Source organism: Luteibacter sp. UNCMF331Sha3.1, assembly GCF_900109915.1.
In the GTDB taxonomy this organism is placed as follows: Bacteria; Pseudomonadota; Gammaproteobacteria; order Xanthomonadales; family Rhodanobacteraceae; genus Luteibacter.
Genome location: NZ_FOBU01000001.1, coordinates 1,012,866 through 1,032,273, shown reverse-complemented (window position 1 = coordinate 1,032,273; position 19,408 = coordinate 1,012,866). Strand labels below are relative to the sequence as shown.

Below are 19,408 nucleotides of genomic sequence, written 5' to 3'. Positions count from 1 at the left end.
AGCTAAATACCCGATGGGCCGCCTGCGCCTTCCTCACGAACCAAAAGAAAAAATGATGAGTGCCATCGTCGATACCGATCTCGCCGACCGCCGTCCGCTCGGACGCGGCGATGCGAAGACCCTGATCCTGTCCGCCCTGGGTGGCGCGCTCGAGTTCTACGATTTCGTGATCTTCGCTTACTTCGCGAAGACGCTCGGCCATCTGTTCTTCCCGCCCGGCACGTCGGACTGGATCGCGCAGTTGCAGGCCTTCAGCATCTTCGCCGTGGGCTACCTGGCGCGGCCCCTCGGCGGCATCGTGATGGCGCACTTCGGCGATCGCGTGGGTCGCAAGCGCATGTTCACGCTCAGCGTGTTCCTGATGGCGGTGCCCACGCTGATCATCGGCGTGCTGCCCACGTACGCGACCATCGGCGTGCTGGCGCCCGTGCTGCTGACGCTGCTGCGCGTGGTGCAGGGCATCGCGATCGGTGGCGAAGTGCCCGGCGCGTGGGTCTTCGTCGCCGAGCACGTGCCGCGTCGTCGGGTCGGTCTCGCCTGTGCGAGCCTCAGTTCCGGACTCACCGTGGGTATCCTGATCGGTTCGCTGGTCGCCGCGGGCATGAACGCGCGGCTGTCGCCCGAGGCGATGCTCGATCACGGCTGGCGCATCGCATTCCTGCTTGGCGGCGTGTTCGGCTTCCTCGCCGTCTACCTGCGGCGCTGGCTGAGCGAGACACCCGTGTTCACGGCGATGCGCGAGCGGAAGCAACTGACGACGGAACTGCCGGCGCTCGTCGTCGTGCGCGACCACCTTCCCGGCGTGCTGCTGTCGATGGTGGTGACGTGGGTGCTTACCGCCGCCATCGTCGTGGTGATCCTGATGACGCCGACACTCATGCAGACGGCGTTCCATGTCGACGCGTCGCATGCCTTCACCGCCGGCAGTCTCGCGGCGCTCGCCCTGTGCATCGGCTGCGTGCTGGGTGGCCTGCTGGTGGACTGGCAGGGCAGGGCACGTGCGCTGCTGGTGGTGTCGACGGGCCTCGCGGTCTCGACGTACGCGCTGTATCTCGACCTTCGCTCGGGCGGTGCGAACCTGTACGTGCTGTATCCGGTCGCGGGCCTGTTCGCCGGCGTGGCGGGTATCGTTCCCTCGGTGCTCATCGCCGCGTTCCCGCCTGCCGTCCGCTTCTCGGGCATCTCGCTCTCCTACAACGTCGCCTACGCGATCTGCGGTGCGGCGACGCCGGTGCTGGTGGGGATCCTCGCGAAGTCCGGCGGCGGCCTCGGGCCGGCCCACTACGTCGGCGCGGTCGCGTTGGTCGGCATTGCGACGTCGCTCTACCTCATGCGCACCCGGCGACCGTTCCACGGCTGACGGAACGACGGCTTCACGGGTCTTTCATGCGTGTGACGGCGGGCGGCCGCCGGCGTCGTCGCACCAGTTGCGCCGGTAGCGCGGCTTCGGCATCCTTTTCCCATCGGGGCGTGCCGCCTCGAGAACGGGACGTCCCCTCTCGTCCCATCGTCATTCCCCACACCGTCGTTCCCGACCCATGACTGATGTCGTCACTCTCGGCTGGCGCGAACGGCTCGCTCTTCCGTCGCTCGGCGTTCCCGTTCTCAAGGCGAAGCTCGACACGGGTGCGCGCTCGTCCGCGCTGCACGTGGAATGGCTGGAAGTGGACGAGCGCCCGGATGGCACGTGGCTGCGGTTCCAGGTGCGCACGACCCGCAAGGGCGGACTGGCCGCGCCATGCGAAGCGCGTGCGACGGGCCGGCGGTCGGTGACCGACTCCGGCGGTCACAGCACCGTGCGCTGGTTCATCGAGACGGAGGTGGAGCTCGCCGGTCGACGCTTCGTGGCCGAGGTCAACCTGACGGACAGGCGGCACATGCTCTTTCCCTTGTTGCTCGGACGTACGGCGCTCGATGGCCGCTTCCTCGTCGACCCTTCGCTTTCCTACTCGCAGACGCCGCGCCGCGTCGTCCGGGACCCTTCATGAAAATCGCCATCCTGTCGCGCAACCCGCGGCTGTATTCCACGCAGCGCCTCGTCGAGGCAGCGCGTCGGCGCAAGCACACGGTCCGCGTGATCGACCCGCTTCGCTGCTACATGAGCATCGCCCCGGCGTCGTTCGCTATCCATTTCAAGGGCAAGCCGCTGGGTCCGGTCGACTGCGTCATCCCCCGGATCGGCGCGTCGAGCACGTTCTACGGCACGGCCGTGCTGCGCCAGCTGGAGCTGATGGGCGTGTTCACGCCCAACCCCTCCGACGCCGTGCTGCGCGCGCGCGACAAGCTGCGGTGCCTGCAGATCCTGGCAGTGCAGGGCATCGACATGCCGCTCACCGCGTTCGGCGACAACCCGGACGACACCTCCGACCTGCTCGCCATGCTCGGCGAGCCGCCCCACGTCATCAAGCTGAACGAGGGAACGCAGGGCACGGGCGTGGTGCTGGCCGAGAAGCGGTCGGCGTCCAAGAGCGTCATCGAGGCGTTCCGTGGCCTCTACGCCAACTTCCTCGTCCAGGAATTCATCAAGGAGGCCAACGGCCAGGACCTGCGCTGCTTCGTGGTGGGTAACGAGGTCGTGGCTTCCATGCAGCGTTCGTCGGCCCCGGGCGAGTTCCGGGCCAACATCCATCGGGGCGGTACTGCCGCTGCCGTCGAGCTATCGGACGAGGAGCGCGACGTGGCCATCCGGGCCGCCTCGGCGCTGGGTCTGGAAGTGGCCGGCGTCGACCTGCTGCGCTCGTCCCGTGGCCCTCTGTTGCTCGAAGTGAACGCCTCGCCGGGCCTCGAAGGCATCGAGGGCAGCACGGGCGTGGACGTGGCGGATGCCATCGTGGCCCATTGCGAAGCCCGCCTGGCCAGCCGTCCCGCGGTCCCGAAGCCGCGCAGGCCGCGGGCCGTGAAGGGGTTAACGGCGATTTAAAGGGCGGTCCCCTATAAAGGTCCCACTGTGATTCCGCGACGCGGGGTGACGGTATCGGGGCAGTAGTTCTTTCGGCCCGGGCGGGTTCCCCCGCCCGGGCCTTTCTTTTACGAACTGCGGGACGGATGCTGTCGGCTTCACGAATTCCCCGTTAAGCTTGCAGTCGCAATACTGATAAGACTTATAAGCGACCGCACAACGGAGTGCCCGCATGCGCGTTCTGGTCATCGAAGACAATACCGACATCGCGACGAACATCGGGGACTACCTCGAGGATCGCGGCCACGTGGTCGATTTCGCCGGCGACGGCGTGACCGGCCTGCACCTGGCGGTCGTCCACGACTTCGACGTCATCGTGCTCGACCTGACCCTGCCGGGCATGGACGGGCTCGACGTGGCGAAGAAACTGCGCCATGAGGCCCACAAGCAGACGCCGGTGCTGATGCTTACCGCGCGCGACTCGCTCGAGCACAAGCTCACGGGCTTCGAGTCGGGCGCCGACGATTACATGACCAAGCCGTTCGCGCTGCAGGAACTCGCGGCGCGCCTGGAAGTACTCGCGCGCCGCGGCAAGGGTCCGCAGAGCCGCGTGCTTAAGGTGGGCGGTCTCACGTACAACCTCGACACCCTCACCGTCACGCGCGAGGGCAAGTCGATCCAGCTCAATCCCATCGGCCTCAAGCTCCTGCAGGCACTGATGGAAGCCAGCCCGTCGGTCGTCACCCGCCAGGATCTCGAACAGAGGGTCTGGGGCGAGGAGCTGCCGGATTCCGACTCGCTGCGCGTCCATATCCATGGTCTGCGCGCGGCCATCGACAAACCCTTCGAGAAACCGCTGATCCACACGCGTCACGGTATCGGATACCGCATGGTCGATCCGGATGCGGTCCCGACGTAAGCTTCGCTTCCGCCTGATCGTCACGTTCACGCTGTTCGGCTTCGGGCTGAGCGCGCTGTTCGCGTACGCGGCGCTCAACATCCGCGAGCGCGTCGAAGAGCAGCTGATCAACAGCGCGCTGCAGGACGAAGTCGATTCGCTCAATGCGAAGGTGCGCGCGAACCCGAACGAACGCCCGCCCTTCGAGATCGTGAAGGGCGCGACCTTCAGCGACCGCACGATCTACAAGGCGCCGCTGAACTGGCAGTCCTTGCAAACCGGCGTGCACGACCTCCACGAGAACGGCAGCGACGGCAAGAGCCATCACTACAAGGTGGCGGTGCGTCGCGAGGGCGGCATCATCAGCTTCCTGCAGTTCGACGTGTCGCGCGACGAGCTCGGCAAGCGGCAGCTGCTGACGAGCGTCATCGCCGCCGTGTTCCTGTTCGGTCTGCTGTCGCTGGTGATCGGCGTGTGGCTCTCGTCACGCGTGCTTCGTCCCGTGACCGATCTGGCGAAGCGCCTTCGCGACTTCCGCCGCGTGGGCAAGGCCGAGGCGCTCGCGCCGCACTTCGCCGACGACGAGGTCGGCGAGCTGGCCGTGGCGCTCGACGAATACGCCATGCGCCTCACCTCGGTCGTCGAGCGCGATCGCGAGTTCAACTCGGACGTGAGCCACGAGCTGCGCACGCCCCTGGCGGTCATCGCCAGCACCACGGAGCTGCTGCAGGGTTCGCCCGACCTCACCGACAAACTGCGCGAGCGCCTGAAGCGCATCGAGCGCGCGTCGCGTCAGGCGACGGAGCTGATCGAGGCGTTGCTGTTGCTTTCGCGTGCCGAGCGTCGGGGCCCGACGCGCGGCGAAACGACGGATGTCGCGAAGGTCGCGGCCGACGTCATCGAAAGCCAGCGTCCGCAGATGGGCGGCAAACCCATCGAGATCGAGCTGATCGCCGACGGCTCGGTCACCGTGAACGCACCGGCATCGGTGCTTTCGGTCGCGCTGACCAACCTGATCGGTAACGCGATCAAGTACACGATGGAAGGCAAGGTCACCGTGCGCGTGCTCGACGGCCGCATCGACGTGATCGACACCGGCCCCGGCATCAAGCCGGAAGACGCCGAAAAGCTGTTCCAGCGCGGCATCCGTGGCGAGAGCGCCACGGGCGGCGGTGCCGGCCTCGGCCTGGCGATCGTCCGTCGGCTCTGCGATCTCTATGGCTGGGATGTTTCGCTGCGTCCGCGCCCCGAGATGTCGGGCGCCATTTCCACGATCGACTTTCGCTGACGAGCGGGGGTGAGGCGGGGGAGCCGGGGTATGGCGTCCCTGTCGCTAAGTTCTCGTCCGGCCTTCGCCTCCCTGCGGAATCGCTCCAGGGACGCCGTACCCCGACTCCCCTCCGGACGTTCTCGCGATTTGCGGCAAGGCGAGCTGACGCTCTGTAGCGCGCCTCGCGCGCGACATCTTTTCGCCCCGGTCCACGTATAAATCCTCACACGCACCATTTTTCATCAATTATCTATTCACAAAAGTCGCCGTATTCAGCTTAAGTGTCTGAGAAACAATAGATTTGACTTGATAAATCTATTCAAGTATCTATTCACTCATGGCCCGCCCAACTCACCGCCTTCTCGACATGCTCCGCGCCGACGGTCCTTTGACCGCGCGCGAACTCGGCGCGGCGCTGGGCGTCAGTCAGCCTACCGTTTCGCGTGAGATCGGGGCGGCGGGGGCGGATGCGGTCCAGATCGGGCGTGGCCGACGCACGCGTTATGCGGCGACTCGCGACGTGCGCGGCCTCGGTTCGTCGTGGCCGGTCTTCCGGATCGATGCGCAAGGGCGACCATCCGAATTCGGTCGGCTGACCGCGCTCTATCGGGCGGGGACCCTCGTGGACGCGTCGCGCCCGACCGACTGGCTGCGCGACGACTTCGTCGATGGGTTGTCTCCCGGCGTTCCGTGGTTTCTCGACGACCAGCGTCCGCAGGGCTTTCTCGGCCGGCAGTTTGCCTCGCGCTGGTCGCGCGAGCTGGGTCTGCCCAACGATATCCTGCGTTGGGGCGACGACGCGGTGCTCGCCGCCCTGTTGCTGCACGGCGAAGACGGTCCGGGCGATTTCGTGCTCGGGGAGGCTTCGCTCGAGCACGCGCTTCAGGCGGGCGTCGATGCGATTCCCGCGACGCAACGGCACCGGGTCTACGACGAACTCGCTTCGGCGGCGCTCGCCGGTGAGCCCGTCGGTTCATCGGCGGCTGGCGAGCAACCGAAGTTCACGGCGACGGTGCGGGATGACGACGGCGCGGTGCGCCATGTGATCGTCAAGTTCAGCGAGCCCGTCGACAGTAACCCTGCGGGGCGACGCTGGGGCGATCTGCTGATCTGCGAGCATATCGCCGGCAAGGTGATGGCCGCGCATGGCCTTTCCAGCGCGGCCACCGAGCTGATCCATTCCAACGGACGCGTGTGTCTCGAAGTGACGCGCTTCGACCGCATCGGAGCGCATGGTCGGCGCGGATGCGTCACGCTCGCCGCGTGGAGCGACGCCCATGACGGCGAGCGCGACGACTGGGCGTCCGCGACAACGCGGATGCTGCGAAACGGGTGGGTGGACGCGGGCGTCGAAGCCGAAGTCAGGCGGCGCTGGTGGTTCGGGCGGCTTATCGGCAATACCGACATGCATTTCGGCAACCTGTGTTTCTTTCTCGACGATGCGTTGCCCCTTCGCCTCACGCCGAACTACGACATGCTACCGATGATGTATCGGCCCGCCAGCAGCGGCGCGCTGGTGCCGCGGGAGTACGCGGCCGCCGTGCCCACGCCGGCGGATATGGCCTGTTGGCGTGAGGCCGCCACGTGGGCCGCGCAGTTCTGGAGCGAAGTGGCCGTTCATCCCGATATCGGCGCCGATTTTTCGGCGATCGCGCGCGCCAACGGCGAGGTGTTGCAACGTGCGCGCCATCGTTTCGACGATTCCGTGTAACGCCATCGCATGATCCTGCGATAGCGTCATCGCGACGACTGTCACGATCGCTGTCATCAAGTCTTCATTTGGACGTCCGACCATGCGTCGCTTCACGGCGCGCGTCGGGCTGCCTCAGGGGAGGGAAGCCGCAGCGCGCCAGCGCGATCGGGAATTCGCCTTTGTTCAAGCAGACCGTTCTGGCCGCCGCCCTCGGCATGGCCTTCGCTTCCGCTGCGTACGCGACGGATAACCCCACGCCCGTCCCTACCGACGTCGACGCGTCGGCCGCGACGCGCGCGAAGGCACAGGACCTCGATGCGGTTTCCGTGATCGGCACCGGCGAAACCCGCCAGGTGCAACGCCTCCGTCCCGCGGAGCAGAAGGTGCTGCCGCCCGGAACCAGCCTGCAGAAAGTGCTGAACACGCTGCCGGGCGTCAACGCGCAGTCCGTGGATGCGCTCGGTACCAACGAGCAGTCCATGACGCTCAGCTTGCGCGGCTTCAGCGGAACGCGGCTGGGTTACACGCTCGACGGCATGCCGCTCGGCGACAGCGCGTATAACAACTACAACGGTCTTTCGATCAATCGCGCGCTGATCTCCGAGAACTTCGGCGGCGCGGAGCTTTCGGAAGGTATCGGCAACCTCGGTACGCCGTCCACGAGCAATCTCGGCGGCACGATCGCCTACACGTCGAACGATCCGCAGAAGATCATGGGCGGTCGCGTCCTGCAGACGTTCGGCAGCGACAGGAACCGCCACACCTACGCGCGTTTCGATACGGGCGAGCGCAACGGTTTCTCGCTGTATCTGTCGGGTGCGCGCACCGAGTCGGATCTCTGGAACCACCAGAGCGTCTACAACGGATCGACCACCAAGCAGTTCAACGGCAAGGCCGTGTGGGACTTCGACTGGGCGCGTTTCACGGGCTTCGCCGACACGTCGCGCACCACGCAGGCCGATTATTTCTACCTGTCGAAGAGCGAACTCGCCCGTGGGCTGGGTTGGGACTGGGGCGGCTACGCGCCCGACTGGAAGCGTGCGGTCGGCAAGGCGTATTGCAACGCCGGCACGCTGAATGCACGTCTCTGCGATCGCAGCGGCCCCGACACCGACGCCGATGGCGCGTTCACCGCGGGCCAGATCCTGCGCGACGACGATCTGTACTACCTCGCCGGCGACTTCTTTCCCAGCGACGCCGTGACGATCCATGCCCAGGTCTATCATCATGAAGATGCCGGCGAGGGGCACAACTGGAACAGCGGTACGTACTCGTATCCGGGCACGGCGCGCCAGTTGCCGATCATCTTCCGAAACACGCTGTACACGATCAATCGCTCGGGCGCGATCCTGTCCGCGGCGTGGGATGTCGCCAATCAGCACATCGAAGGTGGTGTCTGGTATGAGCACAACGTTTCCAGCGCATCGCGCTACAGCAGTTACGTGACGGGTCCGCGCGACCTCAGTGGCCGCATCGACGAGACGCCGAACCTCGGCGTGTTCGACCAGCGCACGGTGTGGAACACGCGCCAGGCGTTCCTTCAGGACACGATCCGCTTCCTCGAAGACGCGCTGACCATCGATGTCGGCGTGAAGAGCCCGCACGTGACCTCGCAGGCCACCGCGTTGCCGGGCGTCGCCTTGCAGCCGATCAGCCCGACGTCGAACAACCAGTTCGCCAGCGGCAAGCTCAGTGCGAGCAAGGCGTTGCTGCCTCAGTTCGGCGCGCGTTACAAGCTCGCCGAAGGTCAGGAAGTGTTCGCCAGCTTCGCGAAGAACATCGCCATGTTCCAGGGTGGTTTCAAGCTCGGTCCGCAGGCTGTCAGCCAGGCGATCTGGAACACGCAGGGCGACCTGAAGCCCGAGAAGTCTCGCAGCCTGGAAGCCGGCTATCGCGTCGAAGCCGGTCCGCTGGCCGCCTCGCTCGCGGCCTACAAGGTCCGCTTCGACAACCGGCTTCTCCAGTACAACCCCTGCGACTCGCGTCAGCCCGTGGGCCCGTCATGCGGTAACCGTTTTTACAACGTCGGTGGTGTCGACAGCCATGGCGCCGAACTGACCGTCGTCTGGACGCCGAGCGATCACCTGCGCTGGTACAACTCCGCGTCGCTCAATCGCTCCACCTACGCGAGCGACTATGTACAGGCGGGCGTCGTGCAGCGCACGAAGGGCAAGATCCAGACCGATACGCCGAAGAAGCTCTTCGCGACGCAGATCGACTGGACGCAGGGCGCCTGGTTCGCGTCGTTGCGCGGGAAGTACACGGGCGAGCGTTTCTACACCTATACCAACGACGAGGGGTTCGGCGGCTTCACGGTGTGGGACGTCTCCGGCGGCTACGACTTCGGTCGCATGGCGTTCGCGAGCGACGTGCGTCTCTCGGTCAACGTCACCAATCTCGGCGACAAGCGCTACGCGAGCAACTTCGACTCGAGCGCGTTCGTGCCGAGCGATCCGAAGGGCACGGCGTACGTGTTCCACGCGTCCGCCCCGCGCCAGGTCTTCGCCACGCTGGACGTGCGTTTCTGATGTCGCGCAGGCTCGCCGGTAGCGCCTTCGTTCTCCTTGTCGGGACCGCGATGGCGCAGTCCGGCGAGATCCGCCGGCCCGACATCGCGACGACGCCGCTGCCGCGCAGCGTGTCGATGGACGGGCGTACCTACGTCGATCATGGCCTCGTGGCGGCGGGGTCGCTGCCTGCCGGTACGGTGGACTTTCTTGGCGACACCCTCGGTTCGTTTTCGTCGTTGATGATCGAGCCGGGCACGTGGAAGCGTGACGGCGACACTTACACCGGCGTGCTCTGGACGCTGCCGGACCGCGGTCGCAACGATCCGGAGCACGGTCTTTTCTTCGACTACCAGGGGCGCATGCACCGTTTCCGCGTGCGCATGACCGCGGTATCCGGAACCACCGGGCCTGGCGCCGCGTCGGCGAGCCTGACGTTCACGCCCGACGGCGGCCGGGCCTTCCGCGATTTCGAAGGGAAGCCGTTCACGGGCGCCGAGCCCGGGAAGGGCACGCGCACGGAGCGCGGCCTCGTGCTGCCATCGCCCGCGAGCGGTACCGGCGCGGGCAAGCTCTCGCTCGACGCCGAGTCGTTGCAGTTCGCGCGCGATGGCGGTTTCTACGTCGGCGACGAATACGCGGCCAACGTGTATCGCTTCGACGCCGGCGGCAGGTTGCAAGGCGTCATCGTTCCGCCGCGCTCGGTACAGCCGCTCGACGCGGACGGCAACCTGGACTTCACTTCGCTGCGCGCGCCGGCGACAGGGCGACGAAACAACCAGGGCGTGGAAGGCATGGCGCTGTCGCCCGACGGCAAGCGCCTGTTCGTCGTGTTGCAGAGCGCGCTGGTGCAGGACACCGCACCGGGCGATGCGTCCGGCCGGGCCCTGACGCGCGTGCTGGTCTACGACGTATCGCACGACGCCACGCCGCGACGGCCCGTCGCACACTACGTCGTGCGCCTGCCGACCTATGCGGAGAAAGGCTCGGGAGGCGAGCCGGACCGCACCGCGGCGCAGAGCGAGATCCGCGTGCTCGACACCCATCGCTTCCTGATGCTCGCCCGCGACGGCGCAGGGCTCGGCGCCGATGAGAGCAAGCCGATCGTGTACAAGAGCGTGCTCCTCGTCGACACGCGCCAGGCGACCAATCTGGCCGGCACGGCTTACGAGACCGCCACCACATCGCTGCGCGACGCGCGCGGCGAACTTCGCCCGGGCATCCGGACCGCGGCGTGGAAGCCTCTGGTCGACCTGCTGGACCCTGCGGATCTCGCGCGATTCGGGTTGTCCGTCGACCGCGCGCAGCCGGGCAGGACGATGCTGTCCGAGAAATGGGAAGCGATGGACCTCGTCTCCGCGCTGGACCCCGCGCATCCGGACGACTGGTTTCTCATCGTCGGCAACGACAACGATTTCGTCGCCGCGCACTGCGTGATGGACGGCCGGCGCTGCGACTCGGCCTTCGATAACGACAACCGAATCCTCGTGTACCGGCTGACGCTGCCGGGCATGCGTTCCACCGCCGCTCCCAACCCCTGAAGGTTATGCGAATGATGAAACGTACGGTTCTCTCCCTCCTCACGGCCACGCTGCTGCTCAGTGCCACCGCGAGCCACGCGAATACGCCGGCCTATGTCGACAGCAAGGAGTACAAGGTGCTGCTCGACGCCTCGCGCTTCGCGAGCAATCCGACGACGGCCGCGGCGCAGCTGCTCAAGGACGTGTCGACGCGCCTCGCCGCGCTGAAGTTCGACAAGACGATCTCGGGCAGTTTCAGCGCCGGCGATCGCGACACGCTCGCCTACTACGACACACCGCATAGCTGCTCGCTCCTCGGTCGCGGCTACACGGTGCGCACGCGGGCGGGCGATCACTCGGACATCCAGTTCAAGTTCCGTCACCCGGACGAAGAACTCTCGTACTGGACGGACGTGTCGGGTGCGGGCAAGAACAAGGAAACCAAGTTCGAGACGGACGTGACGCCCGGCGGCCTCGTGCTCGCCCATTCCACGAAGCAGGATGCGACCACGACGCCGACGACGGTCTCGGCACTCGTCAAGCAGTTCCCCGGGGCATCCGCCCTTTCCGACATCGCGACGGCAACGCTGTCGCCCGTGGCGGGCGTCACGGTGACGCAGCAGGAATACGACGGTCCCGAGGCGGACATCGGCGAGTCGGTGGCCGAGTTCACCCTGACGCTGTGGTACGTGAACAACGCGGCGACGCCGACGCTCGCGGAGCTGTCGTTCCGCGTCGAGGCGGACGAGGACAACTACTTCACCACGCCGGTGCTGACGCGTTCGCAGACCCTCAACGCGGCGATCGGCGCGATCGGCAACGGCTGGAACATCGCCAACGACGGCGGCAAGACGAGCTGGCTGTACGCCTATCGCTCGTCGGCGTATCCGAACGGGTTCTGCAACTAAGCGCAATGGTACCCGCCATCGCTGACGATGGCGGGTACGGCCGCGGGTCTTAGCCGTGGCCCGCAGGCATGCGGAGCGCCGGGCTCTCCGTCTGCAGCAGGTCGCACTTCCGAACGCCGGCCTTCCCGACGTCGGCGGTCACGAGATGCAGCGCGCTGCGCGCGCTCATGACGCCCATCTTCACTTCCTGCCACACGTAATAGGTCTTGCCGGCCTCGACGTCGATCGGTAGCGCGGCGTCCTTCTCGCTGAGCGATGCGATCGTGTGGTGGCCCGGCGTCAGCGCCAGCTGAAGAAAGCTCTTCGGACCGGTCTGCCCGGCGACGACGTCGTCGACCTTGACCGGCATCTTGATGGCGCCACCCAGGATTTCGTCCCGATAGACGTAGACAACGCCCTTGTCGGTCAGCGGAGCGAAGACCTTCGCCTGATCGCTGGCACCACGGTCGGCCTTCTGCACGCTGGCGCAACCGCTGAGAACAGACACGACTGCGATCGCCGCTGCCGCGGCGAGATGATTCCACTTCATCGAATTTCCCCTTGTCGTTATGCCAGTCCGAGATTGACACCTCCCTGGCCGGCGCATCGTAGCGCGGTGCCGGGCGGACAAGGAAGGGGCAGGCAGCGGAGCTGACCGGGACGCTGTGGGAAGCGCGCTGGCGCGCGAACGGGGCTTGCCGCGAGCACCCATTCGCGCGCCAGCGCGCTTCCCACACAACCTTATGAAGCCTTACAACAGCTTGTGATCCCTTACAGCGGCTCCAGCCAGCCCCAGCGGTCGGCGGTCTTGCCGTTGAACAGACCGAAGAACAGTTCCTGCAGGCGACGCGTGATCGGGCCACCCTGGCCGCTGCCGATCTTCTTGCCGTCGACCGAGCGGATCGGCGTGACTTCCGCCGCCGTGCCGCACATCAGGATTTCGTCGGCGAGATAGAGGTACTCGCGAGGCAGGTCGCGTTCGATCACGTCGATGCCTTCCTCGCGAGCGAGCGTCATCAGCGTATGGCGGGTGATGCCGGTGAGGATCGATGCGCTGGCGGGCGTCGTGTGCAGCGCGCCGTCGAACACGAGGAACAGGTTCTCGCCCGCGCCTTCGCTGAGCAGGCCGGTGTTGGCCAGCGCGATGCCTTCGCCGAAGCCGAGGCGACGTGCTTCGCGCGCGATCAGCTGACCCGAGAGGTAGTTGCCGCCGGCCTTCGCGCCCGCGGGGATGGTGTTCGGCGCGAAGCGCTGCCAGCTCGACACGCAGGCGTCGATACCGTTCTGCAGTGCCTCGGGTCCGAGATACGGACCCATCGGCCAGGTCGCGACCGCGACGTCCGTCGGGCAGTCGGCCGAGAGACCGAAGCCACCGAGGCCGCGGAACGCGACAGGGCGCAGGTACGCCGCCTTGAGATCGTTCTTGCGGATGACTTCGCGGCACGCCTCGGCGAGTTCGTCGATCGAGTACGGAATCTCGATGTCGTAGATCTTGGCCGAGAGGTACAGGCGCTTGAGGTGGTCGGTGAGGCGGAAGATGGCCGCGCCGTCGGGCGTCTCGTAGCTGCGGATGCCTTCGAACACCGACGAGCCGTAATGCAGCGCATGCGCCATGACGTGGACGGTGGCATCGCGCCAGGGCTTGATCTGCCCGTTCTGCCAGATCCATTCGGGGTAGTTCTGCGACATGGGTACGCTCCGTAGGGGACCGCCCATGATAACGGGTACGCCCGGGCGCCACATGGCGCGTTGCGTCAAGCACGTGTGGGAGCGGCCTAGGCCGGCTTAGCCCGGCGGCCGTAGCCAGAGGCAGCCCGCATCGCGCACGACGCCGAAATGCGCCCGCCGGGTCGGACCCTGGGAGCCGGGCGGGGTGGTCACGGCGTCGATGCCCGGGCCCTCGCCGCCTTCCAGCGCCACCAGCGACTGGCGGACCAGGGCGTCCATGGCGCGCAGGTTTTCCACCGTGCCCGCACTGCCGTAGCCGCTCCAGAGCACGAGCCCGCCGATGCGGTTGGCGCTGCGGGCGGCGAACGCCTGTGCCATGCCTTCGCGGAGCTCGCCGATGTCCTTGGCGCAGAGCAGACCGGCGCTCGGTCCGGCGGGGGTACTGGCGGTCGACGAGGGGGGCGGAAGCAGCGAGGTGGCGCCGATCGTCGCGCAGGGCTGATCGCTGAAGACGGGGCGGCCGTCCGTGCCGACGCACCGATGGATCGCCGTCTGCGCGGCGGCGGGAAGGGCGAGGCAGAGCAGGAGCAGCAGGGCGATGGCGCGGATCACGAGGGCTGCGCGGTGGCGACGGTGCGCCATCATCACCAACCGCGCCTCCGCGGAAGGTGATGGCGCGCACGTTCTCAACCCGCGGCGAGCCGCTCCAGCACCGAGGTCGTCGCACGGGCCCGGTTGATCGTATAGAAGTGCAGCCCTGGGGCGCCGCCGTCGAGCAGGCGCTGGCAGAGTTCGGCGACCACGTCGGCGCCGAGTTCGCGCACGGCGGCGGCATCGTCGGCATGCGCCTGCATGCGCTTCACGATCCAGCGGGGGATTTCCGCACCGCACTGCTCCGAGAAACGGCGCAGCTGGCTGAAGTTCGCGATCGGCATGATGCCCGGCACGATGGGGATCGTCACGCCGAGCTTCGCCACGTCGTCGACGAAGCGGAAATAGGCGTCCGGGTTGAAGAAGTACTGCGTGATCGCGCCATCCGCGCCCGCATCGACCTTGGCCTTGAAATGGCGCAGGTCGGCCAGCGCGTTCTCCGCCTGCGGGTGCGTTTCCGGATACGCGGCCACCTCGATGTGGAAGTGGTCGCCGCTGTGTTCGCGGATGAAGCCCACCAGCTCCGCGGCATAGCGGAAGTCGCCGGGCGACGCCATGCCGGAGGGCAGGTCGCCGCGCAGCGCGACGATGCGTCGGCAGCCGGACACCTTGTACGTGTCCAGCAGCGCGCCGATCTCCGCGCGCGTGCCACCCATGCACGACAGATGCGGTGCGACCGACAGGGCATGTTCGGCGCGCAGGCGTCGCACGGTCTCGTCGGTGTAGCTCAGCGTCGAGCCGCCCGCACCGAAGGTCACGGACACGTAGTCGGGCGCATGGCCTTTGAGCCGGTCGACGGCGGTATCGAGCTGCTCGCGCTGCTCGTCGGTCTTGGGCGGGAAGAACTCGAAGCTGATGGCTGGCATGGGCGATCTCGTCAGGATGGCCGCAGTATATATCTTTCCATCCAGATGGAAAGATGGCTAGACGCCATCTGTATGAGCCCCTATAGCGGCGAGCTCTCCTCGCAGCATCGCGAACAGCTCGCCGCCTTGGCGGATCCTGAGAGTCGGGCACAAAAAAGGGCGCCCGGAGGCGCCCTTTCGTTCGGGAAAATCCCCCGATCAGTAGCGGTAGTGGTCCGGCTTGTACGGGCCTTCGACCGGCACGCCGATGTAGTCGGCCTGATCCTGCGTGAGCACGGTCAGCTTCACGCCGATCTGCTCGAGGTGCAGGCGCGCGACTTCCTCGTCGAGCTTCTTGGGCAGGCGGTACACCGTCTTCTCGTAGGTGTCCTTGTTCTTCCACAGGTCGATCTGCGCAAGCGTCTGGTTCGAGAAGCTGTTCGACATGACGAAGCTCGGATGGCCGTGGGCGCAGCCGAGGTTCACCAGGCGGCCTTCCGCCAGCATGTAGATGCTGTTGCCCGTCGCGCCGAAGGTGTAGCGGTCGACCTGCGGCTTGATGTTCTCGCGGGTGACGTCCTTCGCCGTGTTCAGGCGATCCATCTGGATCTCGTTGTCGAAGTGGCCGATGTTGCAGACCAGGGCGTTGTTCTTCATCTTCGCCATGTGTTCCAGCGTGATGATGTCCTTGTTGCCCGTGGTGGTGACATAGATGTCGCCGAGACCGAGGGTGTCCTCGATCGTGGTCACCTGGAAACCTTCCATCGCGGCCTGCAGGGCGTTGATCGGATCGATCTCGGTCACGATCACGCGAGCGCCGAAGCCCTTCAGCGAATGCGCGCAACCCTTGCCCACGTCGCCGTAACCGCAGACGACGGCGACCTTGCCGGCGATCATGAGGTCGGTGGCGCGCTTGATGCCGTCGGCCAGCGACTCACGGCAACCGTAGAGGTTGTCGAACTTGCTCTTGGTGACCGAGTCGTTGACGTTGATCGCGGGCACGAGCAGCTTGCCGGCTTCGGCCAGCTGGTACAGGCGGTGCACGCCGGTGGTGGTTTCCTCGGAAACGCCCTTCCAATCGGCGGCGACCTTGGTGAACCAGCCCGGACGCGCGGCGGCGGTCTTCTTGACCAGGTTCTTGATGACCTGCTCTTCGTGGTTGCCGCTCGGGGTGTTGACCCAATCGCTGCCGTTCTCGAGCTCCACACCCTTGTGGATGAACAGGGTGGCGTCGCCACCGTCGTCGACGATCAGCTGCGGGCCGAGCTCACCCGGGTGGGTCAGCATGTCGAGGGTGCAGTCCCAGTACTCCTCCAGCGACTCGCCCTTCCAGGCGAACACAGGCAGCTCGCCGGCGGCCAGGGCGGCGGCGACGTCGTCCTGCGTGGAGAAGATGTTGCACGAGGCCCAGCGGACCGAGGCGCCCAGCTCGCGCAGGGTCTCGGCGAGGACGGCGGTTTCCTTGGTGACGTGCAGCGAACCCGAGAGACGCACGCCCTTGAGCGGCTTCTCGCCCGCGTAGCGCGCGCGGATCTGCATCAGGCCCGGCATTTCCTCTTCCGCCATGCGGATGCGGCGGCGGCCGAGCTCGGCCTGCGACATGTCGCGGACCTTGTAATCCTGAAAGGCGGTTTCTTTGGTGACGGCGTTCATCTGGCGTAGCTCCGGAGATTCACGGGGGCGCCGTTTGGTGGGACGCCGCGCCGAGCCTGGCCTATGGGTCGAGCCCACGGTCGCAGCGCCCCTCGGCGGGCAAAACGGTCCACCGATTGTATCGCGGAATCCGTATGCAGGGATGAATACATGTTTTTATGTACTCTCGGGGTTTCGATGCCACGTGAGACACCGATGGAAGCCGCCCGCGATCCCGAATTCCTGCCCCACGACGGTCCGCTGCGCGAGGACGTGAGGCGCCTTGGCGCCCTCGTCGGCCAGATGCTGGCGGAGCAGGGCGGCCAGCCCTTCTTCGAGCGCGTGGAGCACGTCCGCACGGCGTCCATCCACCGTCGCCGCAGCGGCGCCGCCGTGGACGCGCTCGCCGCGTCGCTGACCGGCCTCGACGCCGCCGACGCGGAGGCGCTGGCCCGGGCGTTCGCCACGTACTTCCAGGCCGTGAACACGGCGGAGCGCGTGCACCGCATCCGCCGTCGTCGCGACTACCAGCGCGAGGGCGGGGCGCCCCAGCCGGAGTCGCTGGCGGCCGTGCTCGCCTCCCTGAAGAAGGACGGGGTCACCCGCGAGGAGCTCTCCCGCCTGCTCGACCGGCTCGACGTGGAGCCCGTGTTCACGGCGCATCCGACCGAAGCCGTCCGGCGCTCGCTGCTCGAGAAGGAACAGGAAATCGTGCGCGCGCTGGTCGACGAGTTCGACCCCACGCGCACGCCGCAGGAACGCCGCGACGACGACGCGCGCATCCTGATGGCGCTCTCGGCGGGCTGGCAGACGGCGGAGGCCTCGCCGGTGCGCCCCAGCGTGCAGGACGAGTTCGACCACGTGGGCTTCTATATCTCGCGGCCGATCTATCGCGTGCTGCCGGCGCTGTACGAATCGATGCAGCAGGCCATCGCGGATACCTATGGGGAAGAGGTCGTCATCCCACGTCTGCTGCGTTTCGCGACCTGGGTCGGCGGCGACATGGACGGCAACCCGAACGTCAACGCCGATACCATCGCCGCGACGCTGGCCGCGCAACGCTCGCTGGTGCTCGAACGCTACGTCGAGGACGTCGTCGCGCTCGGCCGGCTGCTCAGCCAGACGCAGGATCGCGTCACGCTCGACGATCGCCTCCAGCGACGTATCGAGGATTACCGCGAGCGCCTGCCCGACGCGGCCGCGCGCATCCGGCCGCGGCACGGCGACATGCCTTACCGCGCCTTCCTGACCTTCGTCGCCGCCCGTCTTTCGGCGACGCTCGACGAAGGCGAGGAAGCCTACGCCTCGGCGGACGAGTTCATCGACGACATCGCGCTGGTGGAGAAGAGCCTGCTCGGCCATAGCGGCCGCCATGCCGGTGCCTACGCCGTGGCGCGCCTGCTGTGGCGTGCGCGGACCTTCGGATTCCACCTCGCGCGTCTCGACGTGCGCCAGGACGCCCGCGTGCACGACGAGGCGCTGGCCGCGCTGCTGGACGACGCCGACTGGGCGAATCGCGACACGGCGGCACGCGTGAAGACGCTGCGTCCGTACGCCGCCGGCGAGCGCAGCTTCGTCGCCGGCGACGACCACGAAGCGGCAGGCATGCTGCGCGCGGTCTTCGCCACCCTCGCCGATGCGCGCCAGCGCTACGGTCACGAGGCGACCGGCCTGTACATCATCAGCATGGCCGAGACCGCCGCGGACGTGCTCGCGGTGCTGGCGCTCGCGCGTCGTGGCGGCCTGCTGGCCGATGGCCGCGTGCCGCTCGACGTGGCGCCGCTCTTCGAAACGATCGACGACCTGCGCGGTGGGGCGGAGACGCTACAGGCCCTGCTCGACGATCCGGTCTATCGCGCGCACCTCAAGGCCCGTGGCGATCGGCAGTGGATCATGCTCGGCTACTCCGACAGCGGTAAGGACGGCGGCACGGTGGCGTCCCGCTGGAGCCTGCAGCGCGCGCAGGTCGAGCTGCTGGAGGTCGCGACGAAGGCAGGTATCCGCGTCGCGTTCTTCCACGGTCGCGGCGGTTCGGCGAGCCGGGGCGGCTCGCGCATCACGCCCGCGCTGATGGCGTCGCCGCGGGGCTCGGTGGCCGGCGTGCTCCGGGTGACCGAGCAGGGCGAAGTGATCCATCGCAAGTACGGCATCCGCGCGCTGGCGGTGCGCAATCTCGAGCAGACGCTGGGCGCCGTGATGCGCGCGTCGCTGCGTCCCCGCGATGCCGAGGCGCGCGAGGCGGCCTGGAAAGACACGATGGCGCGGCTCTCCGACGAGAGCCGCAAGGCGTATCGCGCCTTCGTCGACACCGAAGGCTTCGTCGACTATTTCCGCGGTGCGACGCCCATCGACGTGATCGAGCGCATGACGCTCGGCTCCCGGCCGGCGCGCCGGCGCAGCATGAAAGGCGTGGAAGATCTCCGCGCGATTCCCTGGGTGTTCTCGTGGACCCAGTGCCGTGCCGTCCTCACGGGGTGGTACGGCCTCGGTGCCGCGCTCGACGCGGTGGCCGAAGGGTGCGGCGAGGAGACGCTGGTGCGCATGGCGCGCGAATGGCCCTTCTTCTCCACGATGCTCGACGATGTCGAGATGGTGCTGGCCAAGGCCGACATCGACATCGCGGAAGCGTTCTCCGAGCTGGCCGGGCCGTTGCACGACCGTTTCTTCCCGATGATCCGGGCCGAGTTCGATCGCACGGTGCGCTGGGTGCTCAAGCTCAAGGGTGCCTCGGAGCTCCTGGCGGGCGACCCGCGCCTCGCCACCTCCATCCGCCTGCGCAATCCCTACGTCGACCCCATGAGCCTGCTCCAGGTCGACCTGTTGCGCCGCTGGCGCGCCACGGGCGGCAAGGACGACGCCCTGCTCAAGGCGCTCGTCGCCTGCGTCAACGGCGTCTCACAGGGCCTTCAGAATACGGGCTGAGGCTAAAGCTCGCCCG

General features: G+C 67.1%; 15 protein-coding genes and 1 riboswitch. Of the genes, 10 read left to right on the top strand and 5 right to left on the bottom strand.

Annotated elements, in window-relative coordinates:
* Positions 1-55: 55 nt before the first annotated feature.
* From BMX32_RS04545 to BMX32_RS04505, 9 genes are all read left to right on the top strand, one after another.
* On the top strand, positions 56-1,360 hold the full coding sequence (locus BMX32_RS04545; protein ID WP_089976935.1) for an MFS transporter: 1,305 nt from the start codon (positions 56-58) through the stop codon (positions 1,358-1,360).
* A 178-nt stretch (positions 1,361-1,538) separates the two neighbouring features.
* A complete protein-coding gene (locus BMX32_RS04540; RefSeq protein WP_089975038.1) occupies positions 1,539-1,988 on the top strand; it encodes an ATP-dependent zinc protease family protein in 450 nt (149 codons plus the stop codon).
* Positions 1,985-2,920 (top strand): 30S ribosomal protein S6--L-glutamate ligase, encoded by a 936-nt coding sequence (rimK, locus tag BMX32_RS04535; protein WP_089975035.1) that lies wholly within the window; start codon positions 1,985-1,987, stop codon positions 2,918-2,920. The genes BMX32_RS04540 and rimK overlap by 4 nt, the downstream gene beginning before the upstream one ends.
* Positions 2,921-3,131: 211 nt before the next feature.
* The gene (locus tag BMX32_RS04530; protein WP_089975032.1) at positions 3,132-3,818 is read left to right on the top strand and encodes a response regulator transcription factor; all 687 of its coding nucleotides are present in this window, start codon (positions 3,132-3,134) and stop codon (positions 3,816-3,818) included.
* Positions 3,802-5,085 (top strand): sensor histidine kinase, encoded by a 1,284-nt coding sequence (locus tag BMX32_RS04525; protein WP_089975029.1) that lies wholly within the window; start codon positions 3,802-3,804, stop codon positions 5,083-5,085. The genes BMX32_RS04530 and BMX32_RS04525 overlap by 17 nt, the downstream gene beginning before the upstream one ends.
* A gap of 319 nt (positions 5,086-5,404) precedes the next feature.
* Positions 5,405-6,778, top strand: coding sequence for a type II toxin-antitoxin system HipA family toxin YjjJ (yjjJ, locus tag BMX32_RS04520; RefSeq protein ID WP_089975025.1), 1,374 nt, complete (start codon positions 5,405-5,407; stop codon positions 6,776-6,778).
* A 197-nt stretch (positions 6,779-6,975) separates the two neighbouring features.
* A complete protein-coding gene (locus BMX32_RS04515) occupies positions 6,976-9,288 on the top strand; it encodes a TonB-dependent receptor (protein WP_089976931.1) in 2,313 nt (770 codons plus the stop codon).
* Positions 9,288-10,808 carry an esterase-like activity of phytase family protein gene (locus BMX32_RS04510; protein WP_244511405.1) on the top strand — a complete coding sequence of 507 codons (1,521 nt, stop codon included), beginning with the start codon at positions 9,288-9,290 and terminating at the stop codon, positions 10,806-10,808. The genes BMX32_RS04515 and BMX32_RS04510 overlap by 1 nt, the downstream gene beginning before the upstream one ends.
* Before the next feature lie 11 nt (positions 10,809-10,819).
* Positions 10,820-11,695, top strand: coding sequence for a hypothetical protein (locus BMX32_RS04505; protein WP_089975022.1), 876 nt, complete (start codon positions 10,820-10,822; stop codon positions 11,693-11,695).
* 49 nt (positions 11,696-11,744) lie between these two features.
* Here BMX32_RS04505 and BMX32_RS04500 read toward each other — a convergent pair whose 3' ends face one another.
* The 5 genes from BMX32_RS04500 to ahcY all read right to left on the bottom strand — a co-directional run bounded on the left by BMX32_RS04500 (position 11,745) and on the right by ahcY (position 16,491).
* Positions 11,745-12,224, bottom strand: coding sequence for a DUF2846 domain-containing protein (locus tag BMX32_RS04500; protein WP_089975019.1), 480 nt, complete (start codon positions 12,222-12,224; stop codon positions 11,745-11,747).
* Positions 12,225-12,445: 221 nt separating this feature from the next.
* Positions 12,446-13,363, bottom strand: coding sequence for a branched-chain amino acid transaminase (locus tag BMX32_RS04495; protein ID WP_089975016.1), 918 nt, complete (start codon positions 13,361-13,363; stop codon positions 12,446-12,448).
* Between the two features lie 96 nt (positions 13,364-13,459).
* Positions 13,460-13,987, bottom strand: a complete 528-nt coding sequence (locus BMX32_RS04490; RefSeq protein ID WP_139206666.1) for a DUF4124 domain-containing protein — start codon at positions 13,985-13,987, stop codon at positions 13,460-13,462.
* A 41-nt stretch (positions 13,988-14,028) separates the two neighbouring features.
* The gene (gene metF / locus BMX32_RS04485) at positions 14,029-14,859 is read right to left on the bottom strand and encodes a methylenetetrahydrofolate reductase [NAD(P)H] (RefSeq protein WP_089975011.1); all 831 of its coding nucleotides are present in this window, start codon (positions 14,857-14,859) and stop codon (positions 14,029-14,031) included.
* A 198-nt stretch (positions 14,860-15,057) separates the two neighbouring features.
* Positions 15,058-16,491, bottom strand: coding sequence for an adenosylhomocysteinase (ahcY, locus tag BMX32_RS04480; RefSeq protein ID WP_089975008.1), 1,434 nt, complete (start codon positions 16,489-16,491; stop codon positions 15,058-15,060).
* Positions 16,492-16,509: 18 nt separating this feature from the next.
* Positions 16,510-16,591: riboswitch (S-adenosyl-L-homocysteine riboswitch) on the bottom strand.
* 95 nt (positions 16,592-16,686) lie between these two features.
* On the opposite strand from ahcY, the gene ppc reads away from it, so the two are divergent.
* The gene (ppc, locus tag BMX32_RS04475) at positions 16,687-19,392 is read left to right on the top strand and encodes a phosphoenolpyruvate carboxylase (RefSeq protein ID WP_089975004.1); all 2,706 of its coding nucleotides are present in this window, start codon (positions 16,687-16,689) and stop codon (positions 19,390-19,392) included.
* Positions 19,393-19,408 lie beyond the last annotated feature (16 nt).

Bases quoted from the DNA above. Each gene is read 5' to 3' on its own strand.
- BMX32_RS04545 (WP_089976935.1), top strand. From the start codon at position 56: ATGAGTGCCATCGTCGATACCGATCTCGCCGACCGCCGTCCGCTCGGA.
- BMX32_RS04540 (WP_089975038.1), top strand. From the start codon at position 1,539: ATGACTGATGTCGTCACTCTCGGCTGGCGCGAACGGCTCGCTCTTCCG.
- rimK (WP_089975035.1), top strand. From the start codon at position 1,985: ATGAAAATCGCCATCCTGTCGCGCAACCCGCGGCTGTATTCCACGCAG.
- BMX32_RS04530 (WP_089975032.1), top strand. From the start codon at position 3,132: ATGCGCGTTCTGGTCATCGAAGACAATACCGACATCGCGACGAACATC.
- BMX32_RS04525 (WP_089975029.1), top strand. From the start codon at position 3,802: ATGCGGTCCCGACGTAAGCTTCGCTTCCGCCTGATCGTCACGTTCACG.
- yjjJ (WP_089975025.1), top strand. From the start codon at position 5,405: ATGGCCCGCCCAACTCACCGCCTTCTCGACATGCTCCGCGCCGACGGT.
- BMX32_RS04515 (WP_089976931.1), top strand. From the start codon at position 6,976: ATGGCCTTCGCTTCCGCTGCGTACGCGACGGATAACCCCACGCCCGTC.
- BMX32_RS04510 (WP_244511405.1), top strand. From the start codon at position 9,288: ATGTCGCGCAGGCTCGCCGGTAGCGCCTTCGTTCTCCTTGTCGGGACC.
- BMX32_RS04505 (WP_089975022.1), top strand. From the start codon at position 10,820: ATGATGAAACGTACGGTTCTCTCCCTCCTCACGGCCACGCTGCTGCTC.
- BMX32_RS04500 (WP_089975019.1), bottom strand. From the start codon at position 12,224: ATGAAGTGGAATCATCTCGCCGCGGCAGCGGCGATCGCAGTCGTGTCT.
- BMX32_RS04495 (WP_089975016.1), bottom strand. From the start codon at position 13,363: ATGTCGCAGAACTACCCCGAATGGATCTGGCAGAACGGGCAGATCAAG.
- BMX32_RS04490 (WP_139206666.1), bottom strand. From the start codon at position 13,987: ATGATGGCGCACCGTCGCCACCGCGCAGCCCTCGTGATCCGCGCCATC.
- metF (WP_089975011.1), bottom strand. From the start codon at position 14,859: ATGCCAGCCATCAGCTTCGAGTTCTTCCCGCCCAAGACCGACGAGCAG.
- ahcY (WP_089975008.1), bottom strand. From the start codon at position 16,491: ATGAACGCCGTCACCAAAGAAACCGCCTTTCAGGATTACAAGGTCCGC.
- ppc (WP_089975004.1), top strand. From the start codon at position 16,687: ATGGAAGCCGCCCGCGATCCCGAATTCCTGCCCCACGACGGTCCGCTG.